This window comes from Streptomyces olivochromogenes (assembly GCF_001514115.1).
Lineage (GTDB): Bacteria > Actinomycetota > Actinomycetes > Streptomycetales > Streptomycetaceae > Streptomyces > Streptomyces olivochromogenes.
This window is the reverse complement of record NZ_KQ948453.1, coordinates 277865-294900: the sequence shown is the minus strand read 5'-3', so window position 1 is coordinate 294900 and position 17036 is coordinate 277865. Positions and strand designations below refer to the sequence as shown.

Below are 17036 nucleotides of genomic sequence, written 5' to 3'. Positions count from 1 at the left end.
GTGGTGCGGGTTACGCGATGCGTTCCACGTGACCGCCGAGCAGGCTGATGGTGTTTGAGGCGCTGGCGGTGCCCCACGTGACACCGACCACGAGGGACTTGGTGACGTTCGACACGATCGTCGTGGACGCGCTGGGCGTGTTGACGAACGCTGAGATGGCGTCCGTGGTCGTGGACGTGCCCAGTTCGAGACGAAGGGCGCCGAAGGCGCTGGTCGTGGAGCGGAACGTGACTTCGGCGTCATACCAGAACGGTGCGCTGGTGAGCGTGGCAGTCGTGATGGCGGGGATCGTGGCCAGGGCAACGCCGCCGGTACCACCCCAGTACAGGATGAACTGAAGCGTGGGGGTACCGGTGGTGGAGTACACGCCGTAACCGGTGAGCCGGTAGACCGTGCCTGCGGCGACGTCGTTTGCCGGGAACGTGAAGCTCGTGAGCGCGGTGGCGCTCACGGTGTTCGCCACGGTGACGGTGGAGGTCTGGGACTGGACCACGCCGCCCAGCACCTGCGGAAGGCCCTGGCTGTTGGCCTGCGCGAGCTGGCCTCCACTGCCGTAGAACGCGAGACCACCGCTGATCGTGGTGCTCGGGACGGTGCTGGCGTTGGCCAAGCCGACCACACCCACGCCACCGCCGAAAGCCTTGGTGCCGCTGAGCAGTTGAAGGTTCGGCTTCGTCGCGCTTTGGGTGGCGATCAACACGTCCTTGCCGTTCACCGCGTCCTGCATGTGCAGGTCGTTGGTGCCGTCGTTGATCAAGCCGCCGACGACCCATTCCTCAACGCCGTTCGTCAGCAGCTGATAGGTCGCGAAGTTGCTTGTGGCGCCGCGGTTCAGCTGGAAGGACGAGGTGCCACCGTTGCCCGCGCAGTAGAACTCGTTGCCGTTGACCTGGCTGGTGCCGTTGACGTCCAGGCTCGTCGCGGTAACGACCGTGTTCGCGCCGTACAGGACGCGGCTGCCGCTGTCGACCTTGACGCTAGCCGTGGCGCTGCCGGTGGGGGCGTTCTCCCGGAAGCCGGTGATGAAGGCTGAGAGCGCGCTGCCGGTGAAGTAGGCGCCGATAGCGTTGTTCTGGGCAACAAAGCACGACACGAGGTTGTTGCCGACGCCGCCGGTGACGACGTAGGCGTTGCCACTGTTCGCCTCGGCGCCGCAACTGTAGAGACCGACGTTGTTGCAGGTATCGAGGAAGTACGCCGTGACGCACGAGTCGGCGGCGCAGCCGTTAAGACTCGTGTAGTTCATCTGAGCCAGGTTGTAGCCGTGGCTGCCGCATCCGTTGGCGTAGCAGTTCAGCATGGCGACGCTGGTCCCGCCGCCACTGAGCTGGAAGCCGTGGTTGCCGCACGTCACGACCTCCACGTTCTCGAACGTGGAGGTGATCAAGACGGCGATGTCCACGCCGTTGCCACCCATGTTCTCGATGACCAGGTCACGGAACGCGCAGCTCACGACCGGGTTCACGCCACCGTTGGCGGACATGACCAGGCCCTTGCCGGTACCGGAACCCGGGCCGAGAATCTGAAGCTTCTCAACCTGGATGTTGCCGAGGTTGGTTGCCGCGTAGCTGAGGACGTTGGCGGTCGTGCTGGTCTGGTTGAGGATGCTCGCACCCTGGCCCTGCCCGAGGAGCGACACCTCGTTGGGCACGTTGATCGCAGCGCTGAGCGCGTACGTGGCGGCGGGGATGAAGAGGACGCCACCGCCCGTGTTGCCGATGGCGGTGACGGCAGCCTGGAAGGCGGCGGTGTCATCGGTGACCCCGTCGCCGACCGCGCCGAAGTCCTGCGGCGTCTTGAATCCGACGAGATATGGCATGGCTTCACTGGTCTCTACGAGGGCGCTGTCGCCGTGGGTCTCTGAGCGAAGGGTGGTGCCGCTCCCGTCCCGACTCCCGACGAAAGGGAGAACGGATCGGGACGGGAACGGCGGTGCGTGGGTCGTGGTCCACGCATCCGCGGACTGAGCCGAGTGGCAGCTCCGCCCGCGGACGATCTCTCACCCGGTGGGTGGCCTCACCGCGAAGACGGGGGAGGTGGGGTTGCTCGGACGGAACGGGTGGCCCTTGGCGGGCATGTTCCGCTCGAAGGCGCGGTTGGCGAGCTCCCGGTCGTGCTCATCGACGGCCTTCGCCTTGATCTGGCGGGCGACGCCGGTCATGCCCGCTGCGGCACCGATGAGCTCGGCAACGACGGCCGTCGCTGTCTCGTCGAGCGGCAGCCCCCACATCAGTCGTCGGACGCCGTCGAGAAGGGCAGTGACAGCGGACGTGGGCACCATCGGTGGGTTCGCCGCCAACTGACTGGCGGCGTTGCACGCTGCCTCGCGGTCTCGCACCTCCTGGCGCGCGGCGGTGAGCCGTCGCTCCAGGGACTCACGGTTGGTCTTGGCGCCCTCCGCGGTGGCCTGACGCCGAGTGGCGACGTCAGCCGCTGCGCGCTTGATCGTCAGAAGCGCGGTCTCGTCCGCGGCCGACAGCTTGCGGAGCTGACCTTCGCGCTCTGCCTCAGTCGCCAGGCGGTAGTTCTCCGCGGCGTCGCGAGCCTCGTCCTCCGCCTCGCGCTCAGCCTGAATCGCCGCCTCAACTGCCTTGACCAGTCGGTCCTCCTCCTGGAGGGCCGCCTCGAACGGCGCGTCGAGCTGGAGGACGGCTTCGCGAAGCTTGGCCCTGATCTCCAGTTCGTCGGCACGGTCCAGAAGGGTTCCCGCCTCCAGCTGCCGCTTCACCGCCTCGGCGCGGAGGAGGTTCGGGGTGAGGGTGTCACTGAACCACTCGACGTCGCGAGCGTTGGCGCCGTTGCTGCGAGCGACGTTGCTTGCCGCCTCGACGAGCTCAGCGGTTGAGGCGATGACCTTGGAGATGTCCTGCGTGGGAGTCTCGCTCATCGGGCACCACCGATGTTGTTCGGGGCGACGTGGAACGGGACCTGGCCCGGGGCGTGAGCCTGCGGGAAGACGCCGGTCGGCGTGCGGTGGTTTTGCTGCTGCACGGTCGCAGTGCCCGGTGCGAACGTGGGTCCGGCGTACGCGGCTGGCTCGGTGGTCTGAAGGTCGGCCAGGGGGGTGGGCATCTGCGCGTTGCGCTGCATGCGGTAGACGTGGCCGGCCATCGCGTCGACCGCGGGGCCGTGGCCCTGCATCACCAAGGTGGCGCGCGGGTTGGACGAGACGCCGGGAGCCATGGCCTTGAAAGCGCCGTTTTCAGCCTTGTCGTCCATCTCCTCGTCCGCCTCCGGGTCGCTGGCGGCGAGCAGGGGCGCGGTGCCCATCCGGGCGGGGATGAGACGGGTGGTGCCGTCCGCTTCCTCGACCTCGCGGTATCGGGCGCCCTTCAGGGCGGCCTCCTGGGCGGCCAGCTGCTGGCGCGCGAGTTCAGTGACGAGTCCGATCATGGCTGGTCACCGTCCCTTCGATGCGTGGGTGTACACCTGCTGCCACGCGAGCTCACGCTCAGCGGGGTCGGCGCTGTTGGGGTCCCAGCGGAGTGGCGCGTCTTCAGCCACGGGCGCCTGGGACTTGATGACGAGACCGTTGAACTGTCGCTGCCAGGCCGCCTCGCGGGCCGCCGGGTCAGGGTCGTTGTCGTCGCGGTGACCGAACCACAGCGCGTCGGTGGAGGCCCGGCTCTTGGCGAGGAACGCGGGGGCGGAAGGCGTGGGAGCGGGCACGCTCTTGGTCACGCCACCCGCGATGGGAAGCGCGGTGCCGCAGTCAACGCAGTACCGGGCGCCAGCCTTGCCCCGGCCGCAGCCGTTGACGCACTCTCGCATGGCGATTCGGATGTTCTTCTGAATCATCCGCTGGCGCCTGCTGAGCGCGCCCTTGCTCTTCTTGCTGCTCACTTGATCCCCTCTCACCGCTTGGCGGCAGGGTCATGCTGGGGTTGGCTCTCAGGTTCGTCGCGCCTCGTGCGCTGGCACCACCAGCGGCTTCGGGACTCGCACCGGCACCGCCAGTGGAAGCCAGGAATCGGACGCGATCGGGTGGGACTTCTTGACTACCGGTGTCCGCTTCATGCCGCACAGCGGGCACTGGCGAAGTCGGTTGGTCTTGCGGCTGCCAGCGCAGCCACGTGGGCATCGCAACCTCATGCGGTCTCACCCTCCGGATGAGTCGTCTGAGCCTTGGTGATGACGGGTGTCAGTGCCTTGTTGACGCTCTCGGCGGTGACAAACACCCGTCCGCCCTCAGCTCCGCTGGGGCGGACGATGGTCAGCCGTCCGTCAGAGCACATCCGGTTGACGGTCGAGAGCGACAGGTGAAGGCGGTCAGCAGCCTGCTGACGCGTCATCAGTTCTGTCGTCATCATGTCCATGACATGAACTATATCACTGAGCGTCACCAATAACCACACAGTGTCACCTGGTTTCACGAAGTCGATAAGCATTGGTCACTGCATCGACGATCACTCAGCTCACGCCACCGCTCGTGTCCTCAAACGCTGTCGGTTGAGAGGGGCGCGTTGTCAGTGGCGATCGTTACGCTTATCGCGTGGCAGATGACGCATACATGCCGTACGACGACATGACGGACACCGACTTCGAGAAGTTCTGCTTTGAGCTCATGCAGGAGCTCGGGTTCGTGAACGTCGACTGGCGCAAGGGGACCGGCCTGAACGCGAGTCCCTCGGACAGCGGGCGGGACATCGTCGCTGAGCGGCACGTCACGGACGTCGACGGCTCGGTGCACGTGGAGCGCTGGTTCGTGGACTGCAAGAAGTACACGAAGGGCGTCCCGCCGGACAAGATCACCGGGCTGCTCGCCTGGGCCACCGCGGAGCGGGCGAACGTCGCCCTCGTCATCGCCAGCAGCTTCCTCTCCAACCCCTGCAAGGACTTCATCAGGGCGTACGAGGAGAACAACCGTCCGCCCTTCCGCGTCAAGCACTGGGAGCGCCCGCAGCTCGGGAAACTGCTGGAGAACGTCCCCGAGTTTGTGGCTCGCTACGTCGACGCCCGGCCCCGAACTGAGGCGGAGATCCTCGCGGCGGAGGAGATGCGGAACGACAAGCTCTGGTACTACCGCAAGGAGGTACTCATCAACCGGATCGAGACCGGTCAACGAGAACCTTTGAAACCGAAGATCGACCGAGTGATGAGAGCCGCGATGCGCACGACGGAGAAGCAGTACGCCGACGACCCGAGCTTCATCATCGCCGCCGACGAGCACGAGCAGTGGAACGTCGCGTACCTCCTCGGCGAGCTGTCGGCGCTGCGCTGGGTTCTCGGGGACGACTGGAACAACGGGGACAGCTGATGGTCAGCCGGTCGTCACGTGAGGACGAAAAGTGAACCGAAGACGGTTGAAGTGGGTCGCGGTGGCCGCCCTGGCGCTCAGCCTGACCGGCTGCGCGTCGACTGGGGGTGACAATGGCGCAGGTGAGCGATGCAACCCGAGGCTGATGGACTGCAGCACGCCGCCACCCCCGGAGAAGACCCCAGGGTGCAGCACGCTGATCATCGACGAGGCTCGGGCTGAACTCATCGACCCGACCAACTGGCACCGAGAGCCGGTGTACCGCGCCTGCGACGGGATCACTGAACCGGTGGTCGACAACATGATCCAGCAGACGATCGGTGAGATCGCTGATCACGAGGGAAATCCGGGCTGAGGTGCTCAGACGCGAAGAGGGCCACGCCGTGGGGCGTGACCCTCTCGTCTTACACGACGTAGTGGTTCACCGCGTTCCTCCTAGAAGTACGTGAAGACCATGACGATGCCGTTGGCCCCGGCTCCGCCTGCACCACTGTTGTTGCCGTTCAGGGACGCGCCACCACCGCCGCCACCACCGCCGTACAGGGCACCGTTGGCGCCAGCCTGCGCCGCGGTCGTGATGGACGCGGCCCCGCCACCGCCGCCACCGCCAGGGAGACCGGAGTTGGCAGCCGCGTCGGTGGGTGAGGTGGGTGCGGTGCTGTCGACGACGCCACCGCTTCCGTTCTGGTTGGCCGCGTTTCCACCACCGGAGCCGCCGTTTGAGGCGCTGTCGCCGGAGGTGATCCCACCACCCGCGCCACCGCCCGCGCCGGGCATGACCCCCGGGTTGCCGACGCCGCCGACACCACCGGTGGTCGACGCGGCTCCACCAGCGCCGCTTGCCGAGGTGCCAACGCCCCCGGAACCACCGGTTCCCGAGGCGCCGGTTCCACCGCTTCCCGCGCCGGAGGTGCCGACGCGGGCAAACGTGCCGAAGCTGCTGACACCACCAGCTGTACCGGCGTTGCCGTTGGTGGCGTTGGTGGTCTGAGCGGCGCCACCGCCGCCGCCCGCACCCACGGTGACGGACACGGTGGCGCCGAGGTCGGAGGCGTGGAAGACCTTGAGGAAGCCACCACCACCGGCACCGCCACCACCGCCACAGCGGACCGTGCCTGCCGCGTCGCGGCGGCCGGAGCCACCGCCACCGCCACCGCCGACGAGCAGGACGGAGACGGACGTGGCGTTGGTGGGCTTGGTCCAGGTGCCGCTGGCGGTGAAGATCTGCAGGTCGACGGTACGGGCGACCTGCTGGCCGTTGACGGTGACGGGGTTGGTCAGGGTTGAGCTGCCGTTGACCGTGAGGTTGCCAGCGATGCTGGCGCCGTTGAACTGGTCTGGGTACAGAGGCATGTTCGTTCTCCCTTACCAGCTCGTCAGACGCGCGAAGCCGTTCGCGCTGTCCCAGATGCCGTCGACGCGGCCGACGTAGAGGGGCTGCGGGAACTCGTAGTAGGCGCCCGGAGCGAGCTTCACCGTGAAGTCCGTCGTGGCGGCGGTGGCGCCGAACTTCAGGTAGAGGGTCGCGGTGGAGTCGTTCCAGACGACGCGGGCGTTGCCGGACCCCGCCTATGGGAACAGGGTCACGTTCGTGGCGCTGGACGGGACGGGGATGAGGTTGGCCGTGGTGATGGCGGAGTTGGGCTGAGGGAGAGTCACGTTCTTCTCCTGAGAGCGCGTCCGCTGGGAACGGACGGTGGGGCGTGTAGGTCGGCGGGGGCCGGGTGGCCGGCCTAGCGGGCGTCGACGCGCGCCTCCTTGAGACGACGGCGGGCGTGCCAGCTGGTGACGCCCGCTGAGATCGCCGCCCGGTGCGCGGGGGACTTTGGACGGCCCCGCGTGGCGAGGCCGATCCGGCGCCGCGTCTCGGCACTGACCCGGTGACCGCGCAGAACGGCGCTGACCCGCGCGCGGCGCTGAGCGCTCGGGACCCTGGCCAGGGACCAGCGCATCCGCGCCACGGCTGCGGGGTCCACGCCGGGAAGGCCGGCCAGGTCCTCGTAGGGGCGGAGGTTCAACAGCTGGGCGGCTGGGTCCCGCCGCAGCTGGCGGATCCACCGGTTCTCCACGGCCACGGCGTCAGCCGCGTCAACCGTGGCGAGCACTCGCACCGTCGGCGTCGCGTCCAGGGAGCGCAGCCACGCCGCCACGGGGCGGCCGTCCCCGGGGTTGTGGAGGGCGTCCCAGCGGTGCTTGCCCGTCCGCGCCCTGGCGTTGGCGGACTGCCCGACGTAGCGAACCGTCCCGCTCTCGTCGACCAGGGCGTAGACCTCCCGGGTCACGGCGGCGCTCACGCGGTCACCCCCGCTGGCAACTGGCTGCCACTGACCCGAGAACGGGGCCGAGTGACCGCGAGCGGGCGCGAGCCGGCCAGGGCAGGTGTATCTACCGGGCTGCCCTTTCGGGGCGGCGAGGCGGTCACTCGTGCCCGCAGCTCCCGCCAGGTGCACGGCAGTTGGCCGAGCGTGGCGAGCGTCGTCCGGGCGGCCTCATCGCCGTCGGCGGCAGCCGCCAGGAGCAGGCTCATCGCCGCGGCCTCGTCGGCGCGCGTCTCCACGCGGCGACTGGTGGAGCCCGCGAGCACCTGACGGCGGACGCGGTCGAGGCCCTCGGCTCGGCGCGGGTCCGCGGTGACCGAGGGTGGCAGGGGTGAGGTGAGTGGTGGGGCGTCAGGCGTCAGCGTCATCGGAGGCTCCGGTTGGGCGAGGTGGGCGGCCGCTGCTGCGTCGGGAGGTCGCGGTGAACGCGGTACCGCTCGCCGTCGGGGTAGGCGGCCAGGTCCGTGGTGGCGTGGCCGTTCTCGTCGAGGGTGACCGTCCCGTTGGGGTCGGGAGTGGCGTCGAGAAGCGTGAAGCGCCAGGAAGAGCCGTCGTAGCGGCGGGTCACCTTGATGATCGGGTCACCGCACCTCCGGCAGGGCACGACGCGGGCCGGGCACTGGTGCGTGGTGTAGATCCCCGTCCCGGTGTTGCCGACGACCGCCTCATCCTCGGCGGTGAGATCCGCGTCCCCCACCGGCTCCGGCAGCGCCACCGCGTCGAGGTTGACCCGCCGCCAGGTGACCGTGGAGCGCGCCGCGTTCACGGGGTAGCGGTAGACCGTGAGGCCACACTCACGGTGGGTCTGGATGACGTCGTCGCTCACGCGTTCCTCCCCTCGGTGCCGCTGGGGACCTCGCTCGCCCACTCGGCCAGGAGGCGGCGGGTGAGGTTCGCCCGCGTGCGGTTCTCCCGCTCCGCCTGGGCGTCGATGCGGTTCCGGAGCTCAACCGGCACGTACGTCGTCAGCCGGACGAGGACGCTGCCCGCGCCGTCCGTCGTGTTCGTCGCCATCACCTCACTTGTCGTCGCGTTCATGACAAGTCGATCTTACCCTGATGGGCCAGTCTGTACCACACTGCGAGAGATGTCCGTTCTCAACGTGCGCCGCAGAGCAGGGCAGTTCGCAGGAACCGGGATGAACCGGTGGTGAGGGTGACCTCGTCACCCCTACGCTCAGCGGATGGACTGGCTGGAGGGCGCCTTATGGGGCGCGGTCGGGGGCTTCGCCGTGGAAGCCGTGGACTACATGATCGCGGTGAGGCGCTGGCGGAAGCTGCCGTGGAAGGTGGGCGCGCCGAGCCTGAACGACCCCAAGGCCGCGCCCGCGCCTCAGAGCGCGGCCAGTGACGACGGTTCCCCCGGAGTCGTTGCCTACCTGATCGCCGCGGGGCTCAGGGTGGCGGTGGGCTTCGTTGGCGCCGCGGCCATCACGGCCTCCAGCGGCGACGCGATGACCCCGTGGCTTGCCTTCATCGTGGGTGGCGCCGTGCCGTTCATGCTGGAGAAGATCACGCTGTTCGTGCCGTTCCTCGTCGGCGTGACGCGGGAAGGCTTCAAGGTGATGCAGGCACAGGCGGCGGCTGAAAGGCAGGCGCAGCCGGGCTCTCGCCCGCCCGCCGCCTCCCCGGACCCGAGTGGGCAGGAAGGGAGCTGAACGCCATGACGACCTCTCTTGCCCGACGAGTCATCGCCGTGTACACGCGCCAGGCACCGGCCTTCCAACCGCGCTCCCGACGGGAGGTCATCAGCTGGGCGGCGGCGATCGACCGGCAGCTGAAGCGACGGCCAGGCAGGCGGGGACGCCGCGCGAGCGTGGCGCTCACCGTCGAGTTCGGGGTCTCCCTCGCTCTAATTGTCCTTAGCGTCACCGACGTATTGAGGGTCCCAATTGCCGTCGTTCTGTCATTCTTCTGCCTCGTGAATCTCGTGGCTATGACGTGGCTGAATGCTGGCGCTACCCCCGTATTGATGGAGCGTCGGCTTAAGGACGCGAGTCAATCGCGTTCTCCTGAGACGGACGAGGCAGGCATCAGCGCGGACGACGGCGACGGCCAAGGCAGCTCACGCGACTGACTGTTGGCTGGATGCCAGCCAACAGTCCAGGACGATGCCGCCCGGCCCGATGACGGCGACCACGACGTGGCCCCACTGCTCTCCCACGCGGGAAATGGTGCCGTGCGCGGTACCGGTCAGCGGCGGGAGTGTAGGGATCACCCGCCCGGGGAATGCACCGGGCGACGGAGACAGTGAGAGATCCGGGGGTTGGCATGGCGGGCGTGGCGCCAACGGCGTCACCGGCATGCCGAACCCGGTGACGGGCCACCGCAAGCGGGGCCGAGTCGAGCGATCTCCCGACAGCATGGGCGTACCCAGCACTACCGCTCGGCCAGCACCACGCTCCTCGGCAAGACCGTGTGAGGCCCGTCGCAGGCCTCGCCAACGTGCCTCCGGAAAGCCGACCTCCCGTGCTGCCCGACCTCTCAGCGGTCCCATCCTGGGCCGCGGCGTCCCTCGTCGTCCTCACCACCATCACCGGCGCGCTCGTCACCCTGGCGCGTCTCCTCGTCCGTGCCCTGCCGCAGGAGTCGGCGGACCGGCTGGAGTGGTGGCGCGTGGTGCTCAACCACCGCCTCACGTCTCGCCGTCTGCGGAACGGGCCTGAGGAGGACCCCTCACCGGCCGATGGTCGGCCAGCTACAGGGTTCGCACCCGCGGCGCCTGGGGCACCTCCACCTCGTACGGGACCACCCACGGGTCGAGGCCACCCCGGCGGCAGGTGAGGACCAGGCGCATCGGCTTGTTGAGCCACTGGTCCCGCCAGCGCTCCACCCGGTCGCTGCCCTCCTGCCAGGGCGGCGGCGACGTCTTCTCGATGCTGAACGGCCGGCCCGCGCCAACTCGCAGGGCGAAGGGCGCGATGGTCCGGCCGTCGACGTCCGCCCCGTCCGCGCCGTGCGTGAACCTGTACGGACCCCACACCTGCGCGTCCACCTCGTCCTGGGTGGGTGGCCCAGCAAGCCGGGGCGCACGGTCCATGTCGTCGCTCGACATGACGACCACACGGATCTCGTCGAGCGACCCGAGGGACAGTGGGCCCGCCAGGTGCACGCTCAACCTGTCGGTGCGGTTGTTGGTGCGCTCCAGCGTGATCCGGAACTGCGGCGTCAGCTCGGCGTGCCAGCGATCGCGCTCGATGCGGGCGACCGCGTCCGCGGTGGCGTTGGCCCGGCGAGCGGCAAGCCAGGCGCCGCCTGTGGCGACCGCGCTGAAGACGGCCGTCGTCCCGGCGATGATCGAGGCCCAGGGTGTTCCCATGAGGCGGGAGCGTAGCGGGAGTTGAGAGCCCCGGTGACAGCGCGGGGCGCTGAGCGTCACCGACCGATCCGACTGCGGGACGCGCGACGCCCGGCGCAACTCAGCCTCACCCGTGGCCAGTCGGTAACGAAACGGTCACCTGCCGCCGCTTGGAGTGGTCACGTGGACGCGGTCGGACCGTCAGATCGGCATACTCCTGTCATGGCCGCTCCACCCGTGATCGCGAGAACCGCCACCTACTTTCACGCCCGCGTCGGGCGGACCGAGCTCGACAAGGTGTTCCTGGTGGCCGGTGAGGGCGCGCCCGCGGGAACGGTGTCGGTGAGGTGCACCGTGGGCAACGCCCATCTCCAGGAGGACACGCTCGACGACCTCAACGCCGCCCGCGCGGCGCTGCCGTACGTGTCCGACCGGACACCGTGGACCGCGCTTACCTTCGAGCGGGACGAGGGAGCAGCCAGGTACGTCAGCATCGAGTTCGAGGACGGCGTCGTCACGGTGACGGTGCGCTCCGGCGACCCCATCTGGACCCACGGCCAGGCCCACCGGCTGGGCGAGATCCTGGAGGAGGCCCACGGCGCCGCGGAGCACCGCTACCGCATACCCCAGGTCCGTCAAACGGCTCTCCTCATGGCCTTGGTGTTGATGATCTGGGTCCCGTCCATGACGTATGCCGGGCCCCGCGACTTCTACGACTACCTGACGCAGATCTCGGGCGTCGGGGTCCTGGTCCTTGGCGGCACGCAGCTGGTGAGGGAATGGGTGAACGGCCGGGCTGACCGCCCCGTCTTCAAGGTGACGGAAGACGTCCAGTGGGGGTCGACCTGGTCGCGGCTATCCAGCGGGGACCGCATCGCCCTCGTCTCCGCGGTGATCGCGGGTCTCACGCTGATCGCCACGGCGGCGGCATTGATCTGACGGGGTGCTCACGACTGAGACGCGAGAGCGGACGAGGGGGAGGGTCGTGAGGGGCGAGACCGCCTGAGCGGCCGTGAGCGTGGCGAAGAACCTTGCGCGTAGCAACCTGCTTGGTATACCAAAGCTGCCAAGTCGCCTCGTGCCCCTCTCAGTCCCTCTCGACGGGCCTGTGTCTGTAACCCCAGGGCGAGCAGGTGACGCGGCGAGATGCCCGCGAGTGGCCCGAGCGGGCCTGACGAGCCGTCACCAGGGGTTGGCCGGCCAGGAGGGCGCAGCGTCCCGTTGGTGCGAGGCTGGCGGTGAGCGGGGCGGTCGAGCGCTGACCGTCACGGCGACGGTCGCTTGCGTGGCCAGGTGTCCGTTCAACGGACCCCTGACCGGCTCCGTATCGCTTGTACGGATACGAACCGTTGGAGGGGGCGGCGCTCGGTGCCTGCCCTCGGGTTACTCGAACGAACCAGGGTCAGGGCGCAGCGGTAGCGCCGCCGCCTACGGCCGCGGGGCCGCGCGCATCGTCTCTCGCGAGGCCATCAGAAAGCCGCGACGCGCCGCGTCTGTCTTCTCTGTCGCCTCGCGGTACGCCGTCCAGTCCGGCCACTCCTCGCCACCCGCCTTCGAGCGCACGGCGTCCTTCAGCGCGCCCAGCGCGTCTGTGAGGCGAACGGAGGCGTCATCGACGCTCTTGGGGCCCAGCAGCTCCACTCGCTCGATCGCCCGCTGCACCGTCTCAGCGATCTCGTGGGTGCGGTGGTAGATCGACTTCTCGCTCTCCTCCCACCCGTTCCCCTCGAAGTTCTCCGCGGCGTAGTGCTCGTCCTCCCAGTTCTCAACCCGCTCGTCGAACCGCTTCACGCCGGTGTCCCAGGCCTCCAACAGCGCCACGTACGCCTCCTGGCGCTGCCCCCGAAGCCACTGGCCGTGCTCCACCGCGGCCTGGTCGGTGACCTGTCTCCGCCCCAAGAAGATGCCGCCGAAGGCGCCACCCACGCCGATGAGAGCGGCCACCACGGTTCCCCACTGCTGTGCCATGGGGGACATCTTGCACGGTCACGTGGTCGCCTTGCGCGGCAGGTGCCTCAGCAACCTGTGGCTGGCGACCGGGCGCAGCACGGGCGTTGGGGGTGAAGCCGTCGTGACGGCGGTGCCGCATGGCTTTCGCCAGGGGTGGCGGCTACGTGGCTGGCCAGGGTTACTTCAAGTGATACGGGGCGTGGTCGGCCTACGCATCAAAGTGCCGTCCCACCCGGTAAGGATGTGGACGGCACTGGTCCGGTTCCAGCTCGGTTCCAGCGGTTCCAGCGGTTCCAGCCTCTAGGTTTCTCCTCCCGTAGAGCGAACAGGAGGAATTACCTAAAGCGCTGGAACCGCTGGAACCTTTTTCGCTCAATGCACCTCTTGGGCCGTTTCGCCAGTCGCGTTCTCGACCGTCTCGGCGTCATCGACTGGGGTCCGCCAGCGGAGGCCCACCCACGCCTGGTAGCTCGGAGGCAGGTCCGCGTCCGCAATCAGTGTGGACAGCTTGCCGGACTTCTTGACCTTCCTCTTCTCGACATCCACGCCCTGGGCCGCGAAGTACGCCGCCAGCCGCTCGTTGACGACTGGGGCTGACCAACGGTGGTGGCCGCGTCCCTCGATGAAGGCGTTGACGTTTGCCGCCACCGTTTCGGCGTGCACGTGCCGCCCTGGGTCGGGCATCAGGTACTCCTTCGCGTACGCCACCAGCGGGTTACAGCGCTCCTGCCACGTCTCGCTGTCTCGGATGACGCGCTGGGACGGCTCACCCAGGCTCCGAAGCTCGCGGTCCTCGTCACCCTGGTACCACCGCACCGCGCCCTCCACCAACCAGGCCAGGATCGCCTCCCACAGGCCGTTGCCACCGTCCTTGATGCGGTCGCGAAGGCCGGTATCGCCTCGCCGATCGGTGACCCTGGGCTCGGCGAGACGGTCGTAGTCGAACGGCTTGCGGAACGTGTACGGGAAGTGGAGACGGAGCAGTCGTCGCCACGTACCGTGGTCGGTCTCCGAGACCATCGGCAGGTAGTTCGCGTTCACGAACAGGGAGTGGCTGCTGCTGAAGGTCAGCCAGTCCTTGTGCATCCGTCGGCCCTTGAGCTGGCTGCCGGTCAGGTTCTTGATCGCGCGGACGCTGAGGTGCTTGCCCTCCGGCAGCTCCTCGATCAACGCCAGACGCGCGCCGAAGAGGTCCATGATCTCGGTGGGGTGTTGCTTGTCCGACTCTGCACCGATCAGGACCTCGTTGACGATGACCGCATAGTCACCGATCGCACCCATGACGCCCTGGTAGAGGGTGGACTTGCCGTTGGCACCGCCGCCGGTGCCGAAGAACACCGTGTCGTCGTTGACGTGGTGGCCGGTGATCGCCTGGCCGAGGCGAAGCTGCATGTAGGCGAGGGTGTCCTTGGGAATCGCCTGGAGGGCAACCCGCCAGTCGTTGTGCCTGGCACCCGGGAAGTACGCGACGCCGGTCATCTTCGTGAACTTGTAGCACGACTCATACGGCAGCAGGTCACCGGTCTTCAACTCCACTACTCCACTCGGCGTGTTCAGCAGGTCGGGGTGCGAGTCGAAGTCCGAGGCGTCACCCGCCACGCCGTCGATTGCGCTGGCGAGGGAGACCAGGTTGCTGAGCTTGGCGGCGGTCTCGTAGCGGCGCCACATGCCCGCCACGCTGGCTGCGGCGGAGGCCGTCGGCTGGTCACCGTTCTCGCGAGCCTGAAGCTCGACCCGCAGCGCCTGGTTGACGACGCTGGCCACCCACTGCCGAGCGGCTTCCCGCGCCGTCTTGTCGGCGACGGGCTTCCAACGCTGGCCGTCGTCCATCAGCCAGCCGAGCGTGGTGGTGTGGACGTAGCGGCCCTGGAGACACTCGGTGGCGAACATCAGGGCAACCTCCGCCTCCGTGCCGGGCGTCGGCGGCAGGACGAGGGCGGCCGCCAGCGGGTTCACGTTCTCAGTCACAGCGCGTAGCCGCCCTTCTTGCGATCCCAAGCGGAGTCGATGGTGTCGATGGCCTTGTCGGCCTCGTGGTCGTTGTCGGGCTCAGCGACGTCGAGGACCGCCTTCTTGACGTCCTCATAGGCGTAGCCGTACTCGAACAAGTTGCATGAACACTGAAATATGGCGAGATTCCAACCGCGACGGATCTCCTGGGCGAACGCGACGACGTCCAGTTCCGCCCGTACCCAGCGGTCGAGCAGGGAGCCCGTGGTCCCGACCTTGACGGCGCTCCGTGCCTCCCGGGCCGCGTCCAGGAGAGCCTGCTGACGCTGGCCACCGACGGGCAGGAGACGCTGATTGACGCCCTGGATGAACTGGGCCAGCCAGAGCGGGAGCTCGGCCACCTCGCGGTCACTCGCGACCTCGTAGCCCTGAGTTGGGGGCGCCGCTACCCACAGGTTCTGACCGGCGATGACGTCGATCGTCCAGCCCCGGCGGTGGTGCTTGGTGGACACCTCCTGGCCAGGGTTCTGCCGGAAGTAGAGGTGCGTGCCACCGCTTGGCGTCTGAATGACGTACGTTTCCGGCACCGTCTCACCGTGCTCGGCGGCGACTCGGTGAAGGTCGTCCAGGCCGCTGAGCGTGGCTCCGGGGATCAACCGACGGGTGTTGCCTTGGCCCTCAAAGGTGGCGTCGGTGTGCTTGACGTCGCAGTCGACGAAGACCAACCCGGACTGACCAGAGAGGATGCCGACGTCACGGCCTCGCCGCACCTCGGTCTGCAGGTCTGGCCAGGTGGCGCGGACGTCTCCGGACCAGTACAGCTTGGCGTACTTGACCTTGTCCTTGGGGGCACGTCCTGGAAGCTTCACCAGTGCCTGCCGGGCATGCTTCTCTGTCTTCCGGCTCACCGGGATGTGTGACCATGACAAGTCCCAGTGACGCGGCTGCGAGTGAGTGCTCACGCGGTCACCTCGCGCCCCTGGATGTTCAACTGCGCCCGAAACGCGGTAAAATGGGCACAGAGCGTGATTGAAGACATGAAGTCTCCCTTTCAACTGAATACGGTCACTGCTTCTCTTCGCTGAGGCGGTGGCTACATGAGCGCCTCCCTTTCCGGGTCGGTCGTCCTCTCGCCTTGAGCGATGACGGGTGTGAGCGCGGCTGTCGGGTGAGTTGTGGTGGCTCGCCGCGGTGGTTGAACTTGGTGGTGTCGTAGAACGAGAGAAGGCCCAGGCCGACCGGCTGGTAACCGGTCGATTCCTGGGCCTTCCGCATTCCTGGGTACTGCTGCCGCGCCGTAGTGGGGCGCGGGGGGTCTTAGACGCTGAGCGCCTCTCGCTTCGGTCGCGTCTCCAGCCACTCGTGAATGGCGCGGCGCAGCACGGCCGCTCGGGTGTCGCCGGTGCGACCGGCCTCCGCGTCGAGGTCCTTGACGACGTCCTCAGCGAGGTCGAAGTTGACGTGATAGACCGTCACGCCGCGGGCGTTTACTCGGGTGGTCATTGGTGGCCTCCTTCGAGATTTATATTATCCTGCAAGTGATCGGGAAAACCCGGAATACAGTGACCAGCGCTTATCAATTTTCACGGTAAAGGCATATCGGCGATATGCCTTTACCAATTCCGCTCAGCGCGGCGATATCCGCACCGTCATCGCCCGCGGCACCGTGCGGTGATACGTCAGCTCCGCCACGAGGGAGGCGCTTGGCCGGCCGTCCCACGACAGGTCCGCGTCCATCTCGATCAACACCCGCTGCCTGCACGTCCCGACGCAGGCCACGCAGTCACCCCGCTTGAGGCGCTTCGTGGTCGGCGGGAACGTGGGGGCACGCCGTGACTCCGCGATCCCTCGCAGGGCGTTCGCCTGGCTCAGCGTCAGGCCGAACACCTTGACCATGCGGCTCGTCAGGCACCACCACTTCCCCTTCACGTCCCGGTAGCCCGCGAGGGAGCGGCCGTTGATGACGACGCGGCGCTTCGCCTTGAACTCCCGCTCAAGCCAGTCTCGGCAGTGCGCGACGGACCCGAGGCCAGCCTTCGCGCAGTAGCGGGCGACGGTGTCGAGGTTGACGTGTACCCCGCGGCTCACTGGTCGGCCTCCTCGGTCAGGCGCAGCACCTTGCCGAGCTGCGCCAGCGTCAGGCGCAGCATTTCCACGGACACGGCGGTCTCCGCCTCGTCCACGACGGCCTGTCGGTGAGCCTTGGCCAGGGCCTCATCGGTGACGAGGTTCGCGGCGGGGGCGAGCAGGTTACGCTGGGTCAT

At 68.1% G+C, this 17036-nt stretch carries 22 protein-coding genes; 5 read left to right on the top strand and 17 right to left on the bottom strand.

Going from position 1 to position 17036, the window contains the following annotated elements; translation table 11 throughout:
* Positions 1-10: 10 nt before the first annotated feature.
* The 5 genes from AQJ27_RS10950 to AQJ27_RS10930 all read right to left on the bottom strand — a co-directional run bounded on the left by AQJ27_RS10950 (position 11) and on the right by AQJ27_RS10930 (position 4316).
* Entirely contained in the window at positions 11-1819 is a 1809-nt protein-coding gene (locus tag AQJ27_RS10950) for a right-handed parallel beta-helix repeat-containing protein (RefSeq protein ID WP_067365553.1), read from the bottom strand.
* Positions 1820-1999: 180 nt separating this feature from the next.
* Positions 2000-2887, bottom strand: coding sequence for a hypothetical protein (locus AQJ27_RS10945; RefSeq protein ID WP_067365550.1), 888 nt, complete (start codon positions 2885-2887; stop codon positions 2000-2002).
* A complete protein-coding gene (locus AQJ27_RS10940; protein ID WP_067365547.1) occupies positions 2884-3393 on the bottom strand; it encodes a hypothetical protein in 510 nt (169 codons plus the stop codon). Before AQJ27_RS10940 ends, AQJ27_RS10945 begins: the two co-directional genes overlap by 4 nt.
* Positions 3394-3399: 6 nt before the next feature.
* The gene (locus AQJ27_RS10935; RefSeq protein WP_067365543.1) at positions 3400-3843 is read right to left on the bottom strand and encodes a hypothetical protein; all 444 of its coding nucleotides are present in this window, start codon (positions 3841-3843) and stop codon (positions 3400-3402) included.
* 245 nt (positions 3844-4088) lie between these two features.
* Entirely contained in the window at positions 4089-4316 is a 228-nt protein-coding gene (locus tag AQJ27_RS10930; RefSeq protein WP_067365540.1) for a helix-turn-helix transcriptional regulator, read from the bottom strand.
* Positions 4317-4492: 176 nt separating this feature from the next.
* Here AQJ27_RS10930 and AQJ27_RS10925 point away from each other — a divergent pair, with 176 nt between their 5' ends.
* The gene (locus tag AQJ27_RS10925; protein ID WP_235613611.1) at positions 4493-5257 is read left to right on the top strand and encodes a restriction endonuclease; all 765 of its coding nucleotides are present in this window, start codon (positions 4493-4495) and stop codon (positions 5255-5257) included.
* Between the two features lie 61 nt (positions 5258-5318).
* The gene (locus tag AQJ27_RS56340) at positions 5319-5612 is read left to right on the top strand and encodes a hypothetical protein (RefSeq protein WP_162489348.1); all 294 of its coding nucleotides are present in this window, start codon (positions 5319-5321) and stop codon (positions 5610-5612) included.
* Positions 5613-5692: 80 nt separating this feature from the next.
* Here AQJ27_RS56340 and AQJ27_RS54645 read toward each other — a convergent pair whose 3' ends face one another.
* The 5 genes from AQJ27_RS54645 to AQJ27_RS10895 all read right to left on the bottom strand — a co-directional run bounded on the left by AQJ27_RS54645 (position 5693) and on the right by AQJ27_RS10895 (position 8613).
* Positions 5693-6610, bottom strand: coding sequence for a glycine-rich domain-containing protein (locus tag AQJ27_RS54645; RefSeq protein WP_067365531.1), 918 nt, complete (start codon positions 6608-6610; stop codon positions 5693-5695).
* 380 nt (positions 6611-6990) lie between these two features.
* On the bottom strand, positions 6991-7551 hold the full coding sequence (locus AQJ27_RS10910) for a GIY-YIG nuclease family protein (protein ID WP_159064343.1): 561 nt from the start codon (positions 7549-7551) through the stop codon (positions 6991-6993).
* Positions 7548-7943: a hypothetical protein gene (locus AQJ27_RS10905; RefSeq protein WP_067365526.1), complete on the bottom strand. Its 396-nt coding sequence runs from the start codon at positions 7941-7943 to the stop codon at positions 7548-7550. Before AQJ27_RS10905 ends, AQJ27_RS10910 begins: the two co-directional genes overlap by 4 nt.
* A complete protein-coding gene (locus tag AQJ27_RS10900; protein WP_067365523.1) occupies positions 7940-8401 on the bottom strand; it encodes a hypothetical protein in 462 nt (153 codons plus the stop codon). The genes AQJ27_RS10905 and AQJ27_RS10900 overlap by 4 nt, the downstream gene beginning before the upstream one ends.
* A complete protein-coding gene (locus tag AQJ27_RS10895; protein WP_159064342.1) occupies positions 8398-8613 on the bottom strand; it encodes a hypothetical protein in 216 nt (71 codons plus the stop codon). The genes AQJ27_RS10900 and AQJ27_RS10895 overlap by 4 nt, the downstream gene beginning before the upstream one ends.
* A 145-nt stretch (positions 8614-8758) precedes the next feature.
* On the opposite strand from AQJ27_RS10895, the gene AQJ27_RS10890 reads away from it, so the two are divergent.
* Positions 8759-9232 carry a hypothetical protein gene (locus AQJ27_RS10890; protein WP_067365517.1) on the top strand — a complete coding sequence of 158 codons (474 nt, stop codon included), beginning with the start codon at positions 8759-8761 and terminating at the stop codon, positions 9230-9232.
* 5 nt (positions 9233-9237) lie between these two features.
* On the top strand, positions 9238-9651 hold the full coding sequence (locus AQJ27_RS10885) for a hypothetical protein (RefSeq protein ID WP_067365514.1): 414 nt from the start codon (positions 9238-9240) through the stop codon (positions 9649-9651).
* A gap of 621 nt (positions 9652-10272) precedes the next feature.
* Here AQJ27_RS10885 and AQJ27_RS10880 read toward each other — a convergent pair.
* Complete coding sequence (locus tag AQJ27_RS10880) at positions 10273-10893, bottom strand: hypothetical protein (RefSeq protein WP_067365511.1); 621 nt, start codon at positions 10891-10893, stop codon at positions 10273-10275.
* Positions 10894-11094: 201 nt separating this feature from the next.
* Here AQJ27_RS10880 and AQJ27_RS10875 point away from each other — a divergent pair, with 201 nt between their 5' ends.
* Positions 11095-11811, top strand: coding sequence for a hypothetical protein (locus tag AQJ27_RS10875; RefSeq protein WP_067365508.1), 717 nt, complete (start codon positions 11095-11097; stop codon positions 11809-11811).
* Positions 11812-12300: 489 nt separating this feature from the next.
* On the opposite strand, the gene AQJ27_RS10870 is transcribed toward AQJ27_RS10875, so the two are convergent.
* The 6 genes from AQJ27_RS10870 to AQJ27_RS10845 form a co-directional block, all read right to left on the bottom strand.
* The gene (locus AQJ27_RS10870; RefSeq protein WP_067365503.1) at positions 12301-12840 is read right to left on the bottom strand and encodes a hypothetical protein; all 540 of its coding nucleotides are present in this window, start codon (positions 12838-12840) and stop codon (positions 12301-12303) included.
* Between the two features lie 354 nt (positions 12841-13194).
* A complete protein-coding gene (locus AQJ27_RS10865) occupies positions 13195-14790 on the bottom strand; it encodes a DNA primase family protein (RefSeq protein WP_067365498.1) in 1596 nt (531 codons plus the stop codon).
* Entirely contained in the window at positions 14787-15734 is a 948-nt protein-coding gene (locus AQJ27_RS56335; RefSeq protein ID WP_268814588.1) for a bifunctional DNA primase/polymerase, read from the bottom strand. Before AQJ27_RS56335 ends, AQJ27_RS10865 begins: the two co-directional genes overlap by 4 nt.
* A gap of 355 nt (positions 15735-16089) precedes the next feature.
* A complete protein-coding gene (locus tag AQJ27_RS10855; protein ID WP_067365489.1) occupies positions 16090-16275 on the bottom strand; it encodes a ribbon-helix-helix domain-containing protein in 186 nt (61 codons plus the stop codon).
* 123 nt (positions 16276-16398) lie between these two features.
* Positions 16399-16860 (bottom strand): hypothetical protein, encoded by a 462-nt coding sequence (locus AQJ27_RS10850; protein ID WP_067365486.1) that lies wholly within the window; start codon positions 16858-16860, stop codon positions 16399-16401.
* The gene (locus tag AQJ27_RS10845; protein WP_067365483.1) at positions 16857-17036 is read right to left on the bottom strand and encodes a hypothetical protein; all 180 of its coding nucleotides are present in this window, start codon (positions 17034-17036) and stop codon (positions 16857-16859) included. Before AQJ27_RS10845 ends, AQJ27_RS10850 begins: the two co-directional genes overlap by 4 nt.